Origin of the sequence: Aminobacter sp. DSM 101952 (assembly GCF_001424795.1) — a bacterium.
Classification (GTDB): Bacteria; Pseudomonadota; Alphaproteobacteria; order Rhizobiales; family Rhizobiaceae; genus Aminobacter; species Aminobacter aganoensis.
In genome coordinates, this window is record NZ_LMCL01000007.1 from 49,151 (window position 1) to 63,915 (window position 14,765).

14 protein-coding genes and 1 tRNA gene are annotated in these 14,765 nt (G+C 66.1%); 9 read left to right on the forward strand and 6 right to left on the reverse strand.

The features are described 5' to 3' along the window. Positions 1-96: 96 nt before the first annotated feature. The 4 genes from ASC75_RS08125 to ASC75_RS08140 all read left to right on the forward strand — a co-directional run bounded on the left by ASC75_RS08125 (position 97) and on the right by ASC75_RS08140 (position 4,125). Entirely contained in the window at positions 97-1,044 is a 948-nt protein-coding gene (locus ASC75_RS08125; RefSeq protein WP_055972872.1) for an ABC transporter substrate-binding protein, read from the forward strand. 62 nt (positions 1,045-1,106) lie between these two features. Further along, positions 1,107-1,961, forward strand: a complete 855-nt coding sequence (locus ASC75_RS08130; RefSeq protein WP_055972875.1) for a fumarylacetoacetate hydrolase family protein — start codon at positions 1,107-1,109, stop codon at positions 1,959-1,961. Positions 1,962-1,981: 20 nt separating this feature from the next. After that, a complete protein-coding gene (locus ASC75_RS08135; RefSeq protein WP_055972878.1) occupies positions 1,982-3,259 on the forward strand; it encodes an L-fuconate dehydratase in 1,278 nt (425 codons plus the stop codon). A gap of 89 nt (positions 3,260-3,348) precedes the next feature. Continuing rightward, positions 3,349-4,125: an SDR family oxidoreductase gene (locus ASC75_RS08140; protein WP_055972881.1), complete on the forward strand. Its 777-nt coding sequence runs from the start codon at positions 3,349-3,351 to the stop codon at positions 4,123-4,125. Positions 4,126-4,315: 190 nt separating this feature from the next. Here the strand turns inward: ASC75_RS08140 and ASC75_RS08145 are convergent. Then, positions 4,316-4,390, reverse strand: a tRNA-Gly gene (locus ASC75_RS08145). A 212-nt stretch (positions 4,391-4,602) separates the two neighbouring features. Here ASC75_RS08145 and ASC75_RS08150 point away from each other — a divergent pair. The 4 genes from ASC75_RS08150 (at position 4,603) to ASC75_RS08165 (ending at position 7,250) form a co-directional block, all read left to right on the forward strand. Continuing rightward, on the forward strand, positions 4,603-5,115 hold the full coding sequence (locus ASC75_RS08150; protein ID WP_055972884.1) for a prolyl-tRNA synthetase associated domain-containing protein: 513 nt from the start codon (positions 4,603-4,605) through the stop codon (positions 5,113-5,115). Between the two features lie 70 nt (positions 5,116-5,185). Then, the gene (gene trxA, locus ASC75_RS08155; protein ID WP_055972886.1) at positions 5,186-6,154 is read left to right on the forward strand and encodes a thioredoxin; all 969 of its coding nucleotides are present in this window, start codon (positions 5,186-5,188) and stop codon (positions 6,152-6,154) included. Positions 6,155-6,226: 72 nt separating this feature from the next. Beyond that, positions 6,227-6,898 carry an LON peptidase substrate-binding domain-containing protein gene (locus ASC75_RS08160; RefSeq protein WP_055972889.1) on the forward strand — a complete coding sequence of 224 codons (672 nt, stop codon included), beginning with the start codon at positions 6,227-6,229 and terminating at the stop codon, positions 6,896-6,898. 124 nt (positions 6,899-7,022) lie between these two features. After that, on the forward strand, positions 7,023-7,250 hold the full coding sequence (locus ASC75_RS08165) for a Trm112 family protein (protein ID WP_055972892.1): 228 nt from the start codon (positions 7,023-7,025) through the stop codon (positions 7,248-7,250). Between the two features lie 26 nt (positions 7,251-7,276). Here the strand turns inward: ASC75_RS08165 and ASC75_RS08170 are convergent, their stop codons facing one another. From ASC75_RS08170 to ASC75_RS26695, 3 genes are read right to left on the reverse strand one after another with little or no spacing between them, the layout of a single operon-like run. Further along, positions 7,277-10,621, reverse strand: coding sequence for an error-prone DNA polymerase (locus tag ASC75_RS08170; RefSeq protein WP_156381159.1), 3,345 nt, complete (start codon positions 10,619-10,621; stop codon positions 7,277-7,279). Positions 10,622-10,623: 2 nt separating this feature from the next. Next, positions 10,624-12,087 carry a DNA polymerase Y family protein gene (locus tag ASC75_RS08175; RefSeq protein ID WP_055972898.1) on the reverse strand — a complete coding sequence of 488 codons (1,464 nt, stop codon included), beginning with the start codon at positions 12,085-12,087 and terminating at the stop codon, positions 10,624-10,626. Next, on the reverse strand, positions 12,029-13,021 hold the full coding sequence (locus ASC75_RS26695) for a hypothetical protein (protein ID WP_055972901.1): 993 nt from the start codon (positions 13,019-13,021) through the stop codon (positions 12,029-12,031). The genes ASC75_RS08175 and ASC75_RS26695 overlap by 59 nt, the downstream gene beginning before the upstream one ends. Before the next feature lie 193 nt (positions 13,022-13,214). Between ASC75_RS26695 and ASC75_RS08185 the strand changes: the two genes are divergently transcribed. Beyond that, entirely contained in the window at positions 13,215-13,637 is a 423-nt protein-coding gene (locus ASC75_RS08185; protein WP_055972904.1) for a metallopeptidase family protein, read from the forward strand. Between the two features lie 15 nt (positions 13,638-13,652). Here the strand turns inward: ASC75_RS08185 and ASC75_RS08190 are convergent, their stop codons facing one another. Both ASC75_RS08190 and ASC75_RS08195 read right to left on the reverse strand, forming a co-directional pair. After that, complete coding sequence (locus tag ASC75_RS08190) at positions 13,653-13,862, reverse strand: DUF1737 domain-containing protein (RefSeq protein WP_055972907.1); 210 nt, start codon at positions 13,860-13,862, stop codon at positions 13,653-13,655. Further along, on the reverse strand, positions 13,859-14,758 hold the full coding sequence (locus ASC75_RS08195; protein WP_055973084.1) for a CoA ester lyase: 900 nt from the start codon (positions 14,756-14,758) through the stop codon (positions 13,859-13,861). Before ASC75_RS08195 ends, ASC75_RS08190 begins: the two co-directional genes overlap by 4 nt. Positions 14,759-14,765 lie beyond the last annotated feature (7 nt).

Here is a 14,765-nt window from a genome sequence, read left to right on the forward strand (position 1 = left end):
GCCCGTTGCTGCGCCAACACCAAGAAGAGAGCGAACACGCTCCAGGAAAAATTCGGAATGCAAATTCGGATCGGAAAATGAACATCAGGAGGAACCATGTTCACTAGACGCACCGTGCTCGGCGCCATCAGCGCCGCAGCGATCCTGGGTTACGGCTCGAGCTTCGCACTGGCCCAGGACAAGATGTACATCCCGCTGATCTCCAAGGGCTTCCAGCATCAGTTCTGGCAGGCCGTGAAGGCGGGCGCCGACAAGGCCGCCGCCGACCTCGGCGTCGAAGTCACCTTCGAAGGCCCGGATTCGGAAACCCAGGTCGACCGCCAGATCGACATGCTGGCCGCGGCCCTCGCCAAGAAGCCGGCGGCGATCGGCTTCGCCGCCCTCGACAGCCAGGCGGCGCTGCCGCTGCTGCAGCAGGCCAAGGACGCCAAAATCCCGGTCGTCGCCTTCGACTCCGGCGTCGAAGGCGACATCCCGGTCGCCACCGCCTCGACCAACAACATCGCCGCCGCAGCCCTTGCCGCCGACAAGATGGCCGAACTGATTGGCGACGAAGGCAAGGTGGCGTTGGTCGTGCACGACCAGACCAGCCGCACCGGCATCGATCGCCGCGACGGCTTCGTCAACCGCATGAAGGAGGCCCATCCGAAGGTCGAGATCGTCGCCATCGAATATGGCGAGGGCGATCACCTCAAGTCGACCGAAATCACCAAGGCGATCCTGCAGGCCAACCCCGATCTCAAGGGCATGTTCGGCGCCAACGAAGGCTCGGCCATCGGCGTCGTCAACGGCGCCAAGGAACTCGGCCGCCAGTTGGTGATCATCGGCTACGATTCGGGTGCCCAGCAGAAGCAGGCGATCCGCGACGGCCAGATGGCCGGCGCCATCACCCAGAACCCGGTCGGCATCGGCTACAAGACGGTCGAGGCAGCGGTCAAGGCAGCCAAGGGCGAAGCGGTCGAGAAGAACATCGACACCGGCTTCTACTACTACGACAAGACCAACATCGATCAGCCCGACATCGCAGCCGTGCTGTACGACTGATCACGATCATCCCCGGAGGCGGCCCGCCGCCTCCGGCTTCTTTCCAGGCAAGGTGACACCTAATGAAACTGCTCCGTTACGGCCCCATGGGCAATGAAAAGCCCGGCCTGCTCGACGCCTCCGGCCGCGTCCGCGACCTGTCCGGCATCGTCGACGACATCGCCGGCGACGTGCTGGCTCCCGAAGGCCTCGCCCGCCTGCGCGGCATCGACCCCGAGACCCTGCCGCTGGTTGCTGGCACCCCGCAGCAGGACCTGCGCCTCGGTGCCTGCGTCGGCCGCATCGGCAAGTTCATTTGCATCGGCCTCAACTATGCCGATCATGCCGCCGAGACGGGTGCTGCCATCCCTGCCGAACCCATCGTCTTCAACAAGTGGACCTCGGCCATCGTCGGTCCCGACGACGACGTCGAGATCCCGCGCGGCTCTCTCAAGACCGACTGGGAGGTCGAACTCGGCGTCGTCATCGGCAAGCCCGGACGCTACATCGACGAGGCCGACGCCATGGACCACGTCGCCGGCTACTGCGTCATCAACGACGTTTCCGAGCGCGAATACCAGATCGAGCGCGGCGGCACCTGGGACAAGGGTAAGGGCTGCGACACCTTCGGCCCGACCGGTCCATGGATGGTCACATCCGACGAGATCGCCGACCCGCAGAACCTCAAGATGTGGCTGGATGTCGACGGCAGGCGCTACCAGGACGGCTCGACCACGACCATGATCTTCTCGGTCCGGCAGGTCGTTGCCTATCTCAGCCGCTTCATGAGCCTTCAGTCCGGCGACGTCATCTCGACCGGCACCCCGCCCGGAGTCGGCCTCGGCCAGAAGCCACCCGTCTATCTCAAGCCCGGCCAGACGATGACCCTCGGCATCGAGGGCCTCGGCACCCAGAAGCAGCGCGCCGTCGCCGCCTGAAACCTTAGGGACCCCCGACCATGACCAGCATCATCGACATGCGGGTGCTCGACCTGCGCTTCCCGACCTCGCAGCATCTCGACGGTTCCGACGCGATGAACCCGGACCCCGATTATTCGGCGGCCTACGTCATCCTGAAAACCGACGCACCCGGCATCGAGGGTCACGGCCTGACCTTCACCATCGGCCGCGGCAACGAGATCTGCTGCGCGGCGGTCGAGGCGATGCGCCACCTCGTCGTCGGCCTGGACATGGACAAGGTCACATCAGACATGGGCGCCTTCTGGCGCCATGTCACCTCCGACAGCCAGCTGCGCTGGATCGGGCCCGACAAGGGCGCCATCCACCTCGCCACGGGTGCCGTCGTCAACGCCGTCTGGGACATCTGGGCCAAGATGTCGGGCAAGCCAGTGTGGAAGCTCGTCGCCGACATGTCGCCGGAAGAGCTCGTGCGCTGCATCGACTTCCGCTACATCACCGACTGCATCACGCCCGACGAAGCGCTTGCCATGCTGCGCGACAAGGCGCCCGGCAAGGCCGAGCGCATCGCCACGCTCGAGCGCGAGGGCTACCCCTGCTACACCACTTCGGCCGGCTGGCTCGGCTATGGCGACGAGAAGCTGCGCCGGCTCTGCCAGGAAGCGGTCGATGCCGGCTTCAACCACGTCAAGCTCAAGGTCGGCCGCGACAAGGCCGACGACATCCGCCGCCTGCGCATCGCCCGCGACGTGCTCGGCCCCGACCGCCAGCTGATGATCGACGCCAACCAGGTCTGGGAGGTCGACCAGGCCATCGACTGGGTGCGCGACCTCGCCTTCGCCAAGCCGTGGTTCATCGAGGAGCCGACCAATCCCGACGACGTCGAGGGCCACCGCAAGATCCGCGAGGGCGTGGCTCCCGTTCAGGTCGCCACCGGCGAGATGTGCCAGAACCGCATCATGTTCAAGCAGTTCATCATGCGCGGCGCCATCGACGTGGTGCAGATCGATTCCTGCCGCCTCGGCGGCGTCAACGAGATCCTCGCCGTGCTCCTGATGGCGGCGAAGTATGACCTGCTCGTCTGCCCGCATGCCGGCGGCGTCGGCCTGTGCGAATATGTCCAGCACCTGTCGATGATCGACTATGTCTGCATCGCCGGCACCCGCGAGGGCCGCGTCGTCGAATATGTCGACCACCTGCACGAGCACTTCAAGGAACCCTGCGTGGTCCGCAATGCCGCCTACATGCCCCCGAGCGCGCCCGGTTTCTCCATTGAGATGAAGCCGGCGACGCTCGAGGACTTCCAGTTCCGCGGCTAGGGACTACTTGCTCCGGCAGTTTGTTCCCGGCCAATGACCTTGCCCCAAAAGTCTGCGACTTTCGGGACCATGCTTCGACGGAGACGACAATGGACCTCGGCCTGAAAGACAAGGTGGTCATCGTCACAGGCGGCGGCGCCGGCATCGGCGGCGCGGTCACGCTCGGCCTCGCGGCGGAGGGCGCCGTCCCCGTCGTCTTCGGACGCAGCCCTCTGGCCGACGACTTCGCGGCGAAGCTCAAGGCCGCCTCGCCGCGCTCGAAATTCATCCAGCTCGAGCTGATGCACGACCCCGAGATCGCAGCTGCGGTGAAGACCGTGGCGGAGGCGTTCGGCCGCATCGACGGGCTGGTCAACAATGCCGGCATCAATGACGGCATTGGCCTCGATGCCGGCCCCGACGCCTTCCGCGAATCGCTGGAGCGCAACCTGATCCACTATTACACGACCGCCCATCACTGCCTGCCGTGGCTGAAGACGGCGCGCGGTTCGATCGTCAACGTCTCGTCCAAGACCGCCCTCACCGGCCAGGGCAACACCAGCGGCTACACCGCCGCCAAGGGCGCGCAGCTGTCGCTGACCCGCGAATGGGCTGCCGCCCTGCGCGGCGACGGCGTCCGCGTCAACGCGGTCATCCCCGCCGAGGTGATGACGCCGCTCTACGAAAAATGGCTGAAGACCTTCGACGATCCCGAAGCGCGCCTGGAAGAAATCACCCGCCGCATCCCGCTCGGCCAGCGCATGACGACGTCGGAGGAGATCGCCGACACGGTCATCTTCCTGCTCTCCGACAAGGCCAGCCACACCACCGGCCAATGGCTGTTCGTCGACGGCGGCTACACCCACCTCGACCGCGCCCTGGACTGAGTTTTGCACCCGGCTCGGCCATCTTCGGGCGATTCGGGGCCGGATCACTTGGCAGCGCCTTCGCCTGCAAGCTTCGCGCGCCGACATTGCGTTGAGGCTCGACGCCATCGCATCTGTGGTCGGCTGCCGCTTCAGCCCGCCAGAAACGACGAAGGCCGCGGTAAGCCGCGGCCTTTTTCGTGGGATATATTGGAGCGGGTGAAGCGATTCGAACGCTCGACCCCAACCTTGGCAAGGTTGTGCTCTACCCCTGAGCTACACCCGCTCGCGCGGCTCGTCGCCGCAACGGCGCCTATATGGCCGAAGCTCGCGGCGAATGCAACAGGGAAGCGCGATCTTTTTTCGGCTCTTCGTCCACACCCTGGCAAACCCCGGATTTCCGTGCAAACGGAGCCTTCTGATGTGCCGGCCGGGCTTGTCTTGGCGCCGGGCTTTGCCCATAAACCCTGAAATCGAACAATTTTGACGAAGGCGGCCATGATCGGCGCACCGAATCCCAGGACCAAGGCCGAGCTGCTCGCCTTCCTCGACGGCCTCGGCATCGCCGTCCAGACGCACGAGCACCCGCCGCTCTACACCGTCGCCGATTCGCAGGCGCTGCGCGGAACCATTCCCGGCGGCCACACCAAGAACCTGTTCCTCAAGGACAAGAAGGACAGCTTCTTCCTCGTGACCGTCGACGAGGACGCCGATGTCGACCTCAAGCAGATCCATCACCTGATCGGCGCGGCGAGCCGCGTCTCCTTCGGCAAGCCGGAAGCGCTGATGGAGCTGCTCGGCGTCGCGCCGGGCGCGGTGACGGTCTTCGGGCTGATCAACGACACCTCGGGCAGGGTCAGGCTGGTGCTCGACAGCACGCTGATGGAAAACGCCGTCATCAACGCCCACCCGCTGACCAACGAGGCGACGACCTCGATCGCGGCCGCCGACCTGTTGCAATTCGTCAAGGCAACCGGCCACGATCCTGTTATCTTGAAAGTCACCGGCTGATCGCCACATGGTGGGCTGACAGCCGCGGCCGATGGCCGGCGGGCCCTGAATACACACCGGAAGAGCCAGTATGAGCAACGAGAACAACCCCTTCGGCGGCATGAGCAGCCAGTATGCCGCGAATGTGCAGTTTGGCGGCGCGCCTGCCGGCGATGCCGCGCCGGCGGCCGATCTCATCAAGGACACCACCACCGCGGCCTTCAGCGCCGACGTCATCCAGGAATCGCGCAACCAGCCGGTGCTGGTCGACTTCTGGGCGCCCTGGTGCGGCCCGTGCAAGCAGCTGACGCCGGTGATCGAGCGCGTCGTCCAGGCCGCGGGCGGCCGCGTCAAGCTCGTCAAGATGAACATCGACGACCATCCCGCCATCGCCGGCCAGCTCGGCATCCAGTCGATCCCGGCGGTCATCGCCTTCAAGAACGGCCAGCCGGTCGACGGCTTCATGGGCGCCGTGCCCGAGAGCCAGATCCGCGACTTCATCGACAAGGTCGCCGGCAAGGATGGCGGCCAGCCGCAGATCGCCGAGGCGCTCGCCGCCGCCGCCGAGGCGCGCGACGCCGGCGACCTGCAGACGGCGGTTCAGATCTATGACGCCGTGCTCGAGCAGGCTGCCGACAATCTCGATGCCATCGGCGCACTGGCCGAGATCCTCTTCGAGGCCGGCGACACCGACGGCGCGAACGAGGTGCTGGCACGCGCCCCCGAAGGCAAGCAGGATGCGCCGGCGCTGGCTTCGGTGCGCGCCAGGATCGCGCTTGCCCAAGAAGCTGCCGCCCTCGGCGATTCGGCCGAACTGGAGCGCCGGCTGGCCCAGAACCCCGGCGACCACCAGGCGCGCTTCGACCTCGCCATGATCCAGAACGCCAAGGGCCAGCGCACCGAGGCCGCCGACAGCCTGCTCGCCATCGTCAAGGCCGACCGGACCTGGAACGACGACGGCGCCAGGGCACAGCTGCTCAAGCTGTTCGAGGCCTGGGGCTTCACCGACGAGGTGACGCTGGCGACGCGGCGCAAGCTGTCGTCGCTGCTGTTTTCGTAACGGTTTTGTCGCCGGCGCCCTTGCGCTCGACCGTTGCGGCCCCAGATGAAGGGGTATCCGACTGAGGAACAGATGCAGGCAGGAAACGCGCATTACAGGCTCGACAGCGATTTGCCGACGACGCTGGCGGTGTTCCCGCTGACGGCGGCGCTGCTGTTGCCTGGCGGCCGCATGCCGCTCAACATCTTCGAGCCGCGCTACCTGCAGATGATCGACGAAGCGATTGCCGGATCGCGGCTGATCGGCATGATCCAGCCGTCGCTCGACGGCACGCTGCATCCCGACGGCGAACCGGCTTTGTGCCCCGTCGGCTGCATCGGCCGCATCACCTCGCTCGCCGAGACCGGCGACGGCCGCTACCTGATCTCGCTGCAGGGCGTCTGCCGGTTCCGGGTCAGCCAGGAGCTGGCCGTCAAGACGCCGTTCCGGCAATGCAAGATCACCTGCTTCGGCGCCGACCTCGGCGAGGACAAGGCCGGCGCGGATGTCGACCGGCCGGCGCTGCTCAGGGCGTTCCGCACCTATCTCCAGGCCAACGAGCTCGACGCCGACTGGGAGAGCGTCAGCCGCGCCGACAACGCCATACTGGTCAACGCGCTGTCGATGATGGCGCCTTACGGCGCTGCCGAAAAGCAGGCGCTGCTCGAGGCGCCCGACCTCAAGACACGCGCCGAGACATTGATCGCGATCACCGAAATGGCACTGGCGCGCGAAAACGAGGATTTCGGCTCGAGCCTGCAATAGAGCTCTCTTCGCTTTTCTTCGAATGCGAAACGCTCTGTCTTCTCTTGGTTTGTGGCAATCCCGGCCGGAAAGCCGCTGCATAGTTTTCCTGGAATTGCCCCAGCCCGACCCGTGGAGAGCCTGGATGGTTGAAGCCACCAACAAACGCGACATCGACGTCAAGCTGCTCGAGCTGCTGGCTTGCCCGCTGACCAAGGGTCCGCTGACCTGGAATGCCGAGCGCGGCGAACTGGTGTCCAGGCTCGCCCGCCTCGCCTACCCGGTGCGTGACGGCATCCCCGTGATGCTGCCCTCCGAGGCGCGGCAGATTCCGGACGAGGCAGCACCGAAAACCACTCCGTCTGCCGACTGAACCCAGGCCTCCTTCCAGGCCCTGTTTCATTGAAAGTTTCGTCCCTTGGGCATGACGCCGCTGGTCTTGCGGACGAGCCTTTCATAGCTCTGCACGACACGCGGGTCCTTTGCCGCCTTCTCGGCAGCACTTTGCCTGGCCGCATGTGCCTGCGCCGGCGCAGCCTTGTCGTCGGCCGGTGCCTGCAGCTCTTCCGACATGGCCGCCAGCCAATGCGTCAGATCCTCCAGCTTGTCGGCGACGATGTGGATGACGTCCGATTCCTTCTGCAGCTTGCCGGTGACGCGGATGAACTTCGAGCCCATGATGACCGGCCGGAAACGCTCGAAGACCCGCGCCCAGACGATGACATTGGCGATGGAATTCTCATCCTCCAGCGTGAGGAAGATGGCATTGCCCTTGCCCGGCCGCTGGCGGACCAGCACCAGCCCCGCCACGGAAACGCGCCGCCCGTCGGGCACGTCGCCGAGCCTGGCGTTGGGTGTGATGCCGGTGCGGTCGAGATGATGCCTGAGGAAGGCGACCGGGTGCGCCTTCAGCGACAGGCCGAGCGACCGATAGTCGTGGATGACATGCTCGCCGAGCGGCATCTGCGGCAGCCGGGTCTCGGGCTCGTTGTCGACCAGCCGCACGTCGGGGCGGTCGAACAGCGGCAGCATTTCGGCGGCACTCCTGCCGTCGAGCGCCCGCACCGCCCATAATGCGGCGCGCCGGTCGAGACCGATCGAGCGGAACGCATCTGCCTGGGCGAGCAGCTCGATCTCGCCGACGTCGAGGCCGGAGCGCAGCCAGACATCGCGCACCGAGACATAACCCTTGCCGCGCCGTTCGGCGAAGGCATTCATCTTCTTGTCTCCGAGGCCCTTGATCTGGCGGAAGCCGAGCCGGACGGCGTGGCTGGTCCTGATGACATCGCGCATTTCGCCGTGACGCCGCTGGATGCGCTTCGGGTCGAAGCCCGAACGTTCGAGCGTGCAGTCCCAGACGGAACGATTGATGTCGACCTGCCTTATCTCGACGCCATGATCCTGGGCGTCGCGCACCAATTGCGCCGGACGGTAAAAACCCATCGGCTGGGAGTTCAGGATCGCCGCGCAGAAGACGTCGGGATAAAAGGCCTTGAACCAGCAGGAGGCATAGACGAGCAGCGCGAAGGACGCGGCGTGGCTTTCGGGAAAGCCATACTCGCCAAAGCCCTCGATCTGCTTGAAGCAACGCTCGGCAAAGTCGCGCTGGTAGCCGCGGCCGACCATGCCCTCGATCATCTTGGCGCGGTGGTTGCCGATGGTGCCGGTGCGCTTGAAGGTGGCCATGGCGCGGCGGAGCTTGTCAGCCTCGCCGGGCGTGAAGCCGCCGGCAACGATGGCGATCTTCATCGCCTGCTCCTGGAAGAGCGGCACGCCCAGCGTCTTGCCCAGGATGTCCTCGAGTTCCTTCTTGGGGAATTCAACCTTTTCCTTGCCTTGCCGGCGGCGCAGATAGGGGTGCACCATGTCACCCTGGATCGGGCCTGGCCGGACGATCGCCACTTCGATGACGAGGTCGTAGAACTTGCGCGGCCTGAGCCGCGGCAGCATCGACATCTGCGCCCGGCTCTCGATCTGGAAGACGCCGAGCGTGTCTGCCCGGCAGATCATGTCGTAGACCCTTTGATCCTCCTGCGGCAGGGTGGCGAGCGTATAGGGCCGGCCGTAGGGGTCGCGTTCGTCGTAATGCGCTTCGAGCAGGTTGAAGGCCTTGCGCAGGCAGGTCAGCATGCCGAGCGCCAGGATGTCGACCTTGAGGATGCCGACGGCATCGAGGTCGTCCTTGTCCCACTCGACCATCTTGCGCTCTTCCATGCCCGTCTTCATGATCGGCACGATCTCGTCGAGCCGATCCCTGGTGATGACGAAGCCGCCGACATGCTGGGACAGGTGGCGGGGAAAGCCCATGATCTCGTTGGCGCGGTCGACGACATGCCGCGTCACGGGGTCGGCCTTGTCGAGCCCCCCGGCTGCCGTTTCCTTCTCGCCGAGTTCGGATGAATACCAGCCCCATATCGAACCCGACAAGGCGCCCCTGACGTCGTCGGAAAGCCCCATCGCCTTGGCCACCTCGCGCAGCGCCGAGCGGCCGCGATAGGTGACGACGGAAGCGGCGAGCGCGGTGCGCTTGGAGCTGTATTTTTCGTAGATGAAGGCAATGACCTCGTCGCGCCGCTCATGCTCGAAATCGACGTCGATGTCAGGCGGCTCGCCGCGTTCTTCCGAGATGAAGCGTTCGAACAGGATGTCGACGATCTCCGGTCCGACATCGGTGATGCCGATGCAGTAGCAGATGATCGAATTGGCTGCCGAGCCTCGGCCCTGGCAGAGGATTCCTTCCGAGCGCGCAAATTTCACGATCTCGTGAACGGTGAGGAAATAGCGGGCGTAGCTGAGCGTCTCGACGATGCGGAGCTCATGCCGGATGATCCCCTGCACCTTCTCCGAGACACCATCCGGATAGCGGTTCCTTGCACCTTCCCAGGTGAGACGTTCAAGCTCCGCCTGCGGTTCGAGGCCCGATTCCGTCGGTTCGTCGGGATAATTGTATTGGAGCTCCTTCAGCGAGAAAGTGAGGCTTTCGGCGAAGCGCAGCGTCTCGGCCAGGGCCTCCGGGTGGTTGCGGAAAAGCCTCGCAATATCGACAGGCGCCTTGAGGTGGCGTTCGGCGTTCGCCTTGAGCTCGAAGCCAGCCTCGGCAACGGGTACGCTGAGGCGGATCGCCGTCAGGACATCCTGCAGCGGCCGCTGGCCCGGTGCATGGTAGAGCGCATCATTGGTCGCCATCAGCGGCACGCCCGTGACCTCTGCCAGGGCAGCGGCCTGCTCGATCCTGAAGCGGTCGTCGCCGCCGAAATCCGGCGCGACAGCCAGCCACAGGGAGGTACCGAAGCGTGCCTTGAGGCTGCGCAGAAGCGCGGCATCGTCTTCCGAGGTAGCCGTGACGTCGGTCAGCACGGCAAGCGACAGCAGATCGCCCCACTCGAAAAGATCGTGCCGGTAGAGGAGCGGCGCGCCCTTTTCGCTTTCAGGCCGGGTATTGGCCTGGGTCAGCATCCGGCACAGATGCCCCCAGCCCTTGCGATCCCTGGGATAGGCAAGGATGTCGGGCGTACCGTCGGCAAAGACCAGCCGGCAGCCGGGGTGGTAGGACAGCCCCTCCGTCTGTGCCATCTTCCACGCGCGGACGACACCGGCCACCGTGTTGCAGTCGGCAAGGCCGACCGCCGAAAGCCCCAGAAACTTCGCCGCGATGACCAGCTCTTCCGGCGCAGACGCCCCGCGCAGGAACGAGAAATTCGACTGCATGCCGAACTCGGCATAGCCGATCGGGGCAGCAGCCATGTTCATGCGAACACCCCATGCAGGAACCAGCGCGGGGCTGCGGCCTGCGCGTTGTAGAGGCCCTGCCGGTAGAGCCAGTAGCGACGGCCGTCGGCATCCTCGATGCGGTAATAGTCGCGCGTCGGCGCGTCCGCCTCCTCGCGCCACCATTCGGGCGCGATGCGCTCGGGTCCTTCGGCACGGGCGACTCGATGCAGGGCCCGGCGCCAGCGGAAATGGAGCGGCGGCCCGTCCGGCACCTCGGTCGCCGGAACGTCGATGGGCTCGGGCTGCCGGAACAGGCGGACGGGCCGTTCGGCCGGGCGCCTGCCCGCCGGCGCCGCTGCCCGGGCTGGGCCGGCCATGCTCCTGCGCGCCTCCTCCCGGGCATAGGGCAATGCGGGGGCGGCACGTTCCGGCAGGTGGCTTTCGGCGGTGGCAGGTTCGAGCATGGCGGCTTCGCCGAGCCGGGCCGTGACGCGATCTGCAAAAATCGCGAATTCTTCGCCATCGTCGTCGATTTCGCCGGCGAGATCGGCCTGCCGTGCATCGAACGCGGCCGTCGACAGGGCCGAAAGGCGCACGAGATCGAAGCCGAAGCCGGCATCCATGGTCTCGCCGAGCGTCGCCAGCCGCTCATGGAACAGCCTGCGCACCAGCGTCGGCTCGCGGATCGGGCGCGACGCCCCGACCGTGATGCGGCTGACCGCGCCGTCGACCCTGAAAAGCAAAAGTTCAAGCGCCCGCGCACCCTCTTCCCGGCGTTCGAGGTCGACCTTGAGCGTGGCGGCGAGCAGGCCGATCAACCGCTCGATGTCGTCGAGAAGCGACAGCGGATCGGCGAAGTGGCGTTCGACCGAAAGCGGGGCGACCGGCAGGCGCGGCGAGATCGCCTCCTCGAGCCGGCCAAGCGCCTGGTCGAGACGTTCGATGAGTTCGGCCCCAAAGCGGCGGACGAGCGGGGCGCGCGGCCCGTCCATGATCGCACCGACGGTGCGCAGCCCGACGCTTTCGAGGCCGGTCTTCGTCCTGGCATCGATCCTCAGCGCCGAGAGTGGCAGGCGGGCAAGGAAATTGCGCTCGCCACCCGCAGCGATGATGTGGCCGGCGGCGAAACGTGCTGCCGCCCACGCCGCGCCCGGCGTCGAGGCGAGGCCGGCGCGGACGTCGAAACCCTGGTGGAAGAAGCGGGCCATCAGATCGGCGAGCAGGGCCTTTTCACCGCCGAAGAGATGGGCGCAGCCGGTGATGTCGAGGAACAGGCCGTTGTCGCCGTCGAGCGCGACCAGCGGCGTGTAGCGGTCGCACCAGTCGGCAAGGCTTTCGAGCAGCCGGCGGTCGGCTTCGGGATCGGCCTCGACGACGTCGATCGACGGGTGCATGGCGCGCGCCTCGGCGATGCCCATTCCCGGCCTCAGCCGGAGTGCTTCAGCCTGTGCGTCGAGGGCGGCGATGCGCTGGGTGTTGTTCTCGCGGTGGCTGACCACCAGGGGCTGGCTCGGCCGCGGGCCTGAACGCCACGACCGTCCCAGCCGCCGCCTGAGGATCCGCTCGGCCGCGAGATGCGGAAACCACAGCGACACGATCCTCTGGGCTGTGTCTTCTTTCTTCGAGGGTGCGTGCATCGGGGTTCCATTCCAGAATGAACTTGCCGGGAAGTGCCGTGCGGCTCTTGCCGATCTCGACCGAAATGGCGGGCGGGCCGATGGAACCTGAGAGCGGGCCGGCGAGCGTATGACGAAGCGATGCCGGAGCCGGAGCCGCGACGAGCCGGACCGGGGCGGCGGTGGGCTCCGGCTCGGCCGACTGGCGCAGCAGGAAGACGGGGCGGCCGCTGTCCTGCGCGCGCCGATGCAGGCGGCGCGTCGCCGTGAGGTCGACGTTGCGCGGATTGCCGCGCAGCTCGACGACGATGGCCGCGATCTCCTCGATACGCGCGGCCTCCTCGGCGATCCACAGCACATCGGCCGGTTTCGGCGCCTCGGCGAGCAGCAGGCTTCCAGCCGGGATACCGAAGAACCGGTCCAGCCCCGGCGCATAGGGAAGTCCTGCCTCGCGGAATATCTCGGCGGTGCCGACCCACAGGAGCAGATCCTGCGGCCGCGACCGCTCCTTGAGCATGCGGCTGACGAGACAGAGCGCCAGCCCCGCAGCCGCACCGGCGTTGCGGGTCTCGGTTCCATGGATCTCGGTCAGGGCAGCTTTCGGCAACCCGCCACCGAGGGCCTCGTCGAGGCCCTCGACGCCGGTCGGCAGGAAGACGTCGCGCGCCGAGGCAATGCCGTTGCGGCGAACCAGCACGCCGGTCGTCGGACGGTTGTCGGACGGCGACACCAGCAGCTCGGGCAGCGTGCCCTCGATCTTCGCTATCTTCTGGCGCAGGGCAAAAACGACGTCCCGCGCCACGGCGCTGGTCGCCATGTCGATATGCCTCCGGTTAATTGTTCCTGTTATGTTCTTATAGATTCCAGAGGCGCCAGGGAGAGTCAAGCCGATTCGCAGGGAATTTATTCCTCTCCCTGGGGAACCGCGCTCACCGCTTATTTATCGCCCGGGCGGCAAAGGCCTCGTAAGCGTGGCGGCAAAAGGCTATATGCCCCCAAAAGGACAAATAATGGCCCGCATCTACAAGACCCGCGCCTGGCATGACCAGCTTTCGCCCTCGATCGAGGAAATGGAGCTGCTGGCGCTCGAAGCCTATGCCCATTTGCCGGAGGAGTTTCGCCAGCTGACCGGCGAGGTCGTCATCCAGCTGGCCGAATTCCCCACCGACGAGATCATGGACGACCTGTCGCTGGAAACGCCGTTCGACCTGCTCGGCCTGTTCGAGGGGCGCGGCATCGCCGAGCGCTGGAACCCGCAGACCGGCGAAGGCCCCAACCGCGTCACGCTCTACCGCCGCGCCATCCTCGACTACTGGGCCGAGAACGAGGAGACGCTGGGCGACATCGTCACCCATGTGCTGATCCACGAGATCGGACACCATTTCGGCCTGTCCGACGACGACATGGAAAGGCTGGAGGAAGCCGCCGAATAAGCAGCGGCCACAAAATCAGAAATCGCTGAGCTTGGTGACGCCGGCCTCGTAGTCGTGGCCTTCGACGTCCTTCACCACGGCCTGGCCGCAGCGCATGGTCTTGCTGTCGGCGTCGAAGGAATAGGTCGGCGAGCCGAACAGGTGCCAGCCCTTGTTCACCGCGGCGGTGACCTTGTGGCAGAAGGTGGCGTCGTCGGGACCGGTCAGGAAGCGGTAGAGTTTCATTTTTCGTCTCCCGTCATCTCGGCGATCATCGCCGCCCGAGCCAGCATCTTCTCGGCCTGCACCAGATGCAGCCGCTCGACCATCCTGCCACCGAGCGAGATTACACCGCGCGAGGCATTTTCGGGAAGCGCGAAGGCGCCGACGACGGCGCGCGCCTCGGCAAGCGCCTCGGCCGACGGCGAGAACGCCGCATTGGCCGGGCCTATCTGGGCCGGGTGGATGACGGTCTTGCCGGAAAAGCCCATCGCGGCAGCCTCGCCGCATTCGGCGGCAAAGGCGTCGAGGTCGCGGAAATCGTTGGAGACGCTGTCAAGCATGTCGACCCCGCCGGCGCGGGCGCACAGCACCATCTGCAACAGCCACGGCTGGAGGTAGCGGCGGTCGGGCGTGATCATCACGCCGGTATCCTTGGCGAGGTCGTTGAGCCCGGCGATCAGGCACGACAGCCGCGCGGCGGGGTCGCGGCCGAGCTCGGCGATGGCCGCCAAATTGACCAGTGCCCGCGGCGTCTCGATCATCGCCCACAGTTTCAGCGTGTCGGGGGCATCGGCCTCGTCGAGCACGTCATTGGCTTCGAGCAGGTCGCGCGGCGTCTCGATCTTGGGCAGCACGACGCCATCGGTGGCCCAGCCGCTCGCCGCCGCGAGATCGTCGGCGCCCCACGGGCTCTTCAGCGAATTGATGCGCACGACATATTCGCGCGCGCCCTGCGGCCGCTCGACGAAGAATTTGGCCAGCCTGTCGCGCGCCGCGGCTTTTTGCTCGGGCAGCACGGCATCCTCGAGGTCGAAGATGACGGTATCGCAGGCAAGCTGGGGCAGCTTGGCGATCGCCTTGTCGTTGGTGGCAGGCACGAAAAGCACCGAACGGCGCGGGCGGGAAACAGAATGTGACATCTGGTCT

What these genes read in the sequence shown, in the direction of transcription:
- ASC75_RS08130 (WP_055972875.1), top strand. Translation starts at nt 1,107, where the DNA reads ATGAAACTGCTCCGTTACGGCCCCATGGGCAATGAAAAGCCCGGCCTG.
- ASC75_RS08195 (WP_055973084.1), bottom strand. Translation starts at nt 14,758, where the DNA reads ATGTCACATTCTGTTTCCCGCCCGCGCCGTTCGGTGCTTTTCGTGCCT.
- ASC75_RS08170 (WP_156381159.1), bottom strand. Translation starts at nt 10,621, where the DNA reads ATGGCTGCTGCCCCGATCGGCTATGCCGAGTTCGGCATGCAGTCGAAT.
- ASC75_RS08125 (WP_055972872.1), top strand. Translation starts at nt 97, where the DNA reads ATGTTCACTAGACGCACCGTGCTCGGCGCCATCAGCGCCGCAGCGATC.
- ASC75_RS08135 (WP_055972878.1), top strand. Translation starts at nt 1,982, where the DNA reads ATGACCAGCATCATCGACATGCGGGTGCTCGACCTGCGCTTCCCGACC.
- ASC75_RS08190 (WP_055972907.1), bottom strand. Translation starts at nt 13,862, where the DNA reads ATGAAACTCTACCGCTTCCTGACCGGTCCCGACGACGCCACCTTCTGC.
- ASC75_RS08160 (WP_055972889.1), top strand. Translation starts at nt 6,227, where the DNA reads ATGCAGGCAGGAAACGCGCATTACAGGCTCGACAGCGATTTGCCGACG.
- ASC75_RS08140 (WP_055972881.1), top strand. Translation starts at nt 3,349, where the DNA reads ATGGACCTCGGCCTGAAAGACAAGGTGGTCATCGTCACAGGCGGCGGC.
- ASC75_RS08150 (WP_055972884.1), top strand. Translation starts at nt 4,603, where the DNA reads ATGATCGGCGCACCGAATCCCAGGACCAAGGCCGAGCTGCTCGCCTTC.
- ASC75_RS08185 (WP_055972904.1), top strand. Translation starts at nt 13,215, where the DNA reads ATGGCCCGCATCTACAAGACCCGCGCCTGGCATGACCAGCTTTCGCCC.
- trxA (WP_055972886.1), top strand. Translation starts at nt 5,186, where the DNA reads ATGAGCAACGAGAACAACCCCTTCGGCGGCATGAGCAGCCAGTATGCC.
- ASC75_RS26695 (WP_055972901.1), bottom strand. Translation starts at nt 13,021, where the DNA reads ATGGCGACCAGCGCCGTGGCGCGGGACGTCGTTTTTGCCCTGCGCCAG.
- ASC75_RS08165 (WP_055972892.1), top strand. Translation starts at nt 7,023, where the DNA reads ATGGTTGAAGCCACCAACAAACGCGACATCGACGTCAAGCTGCTCGAG.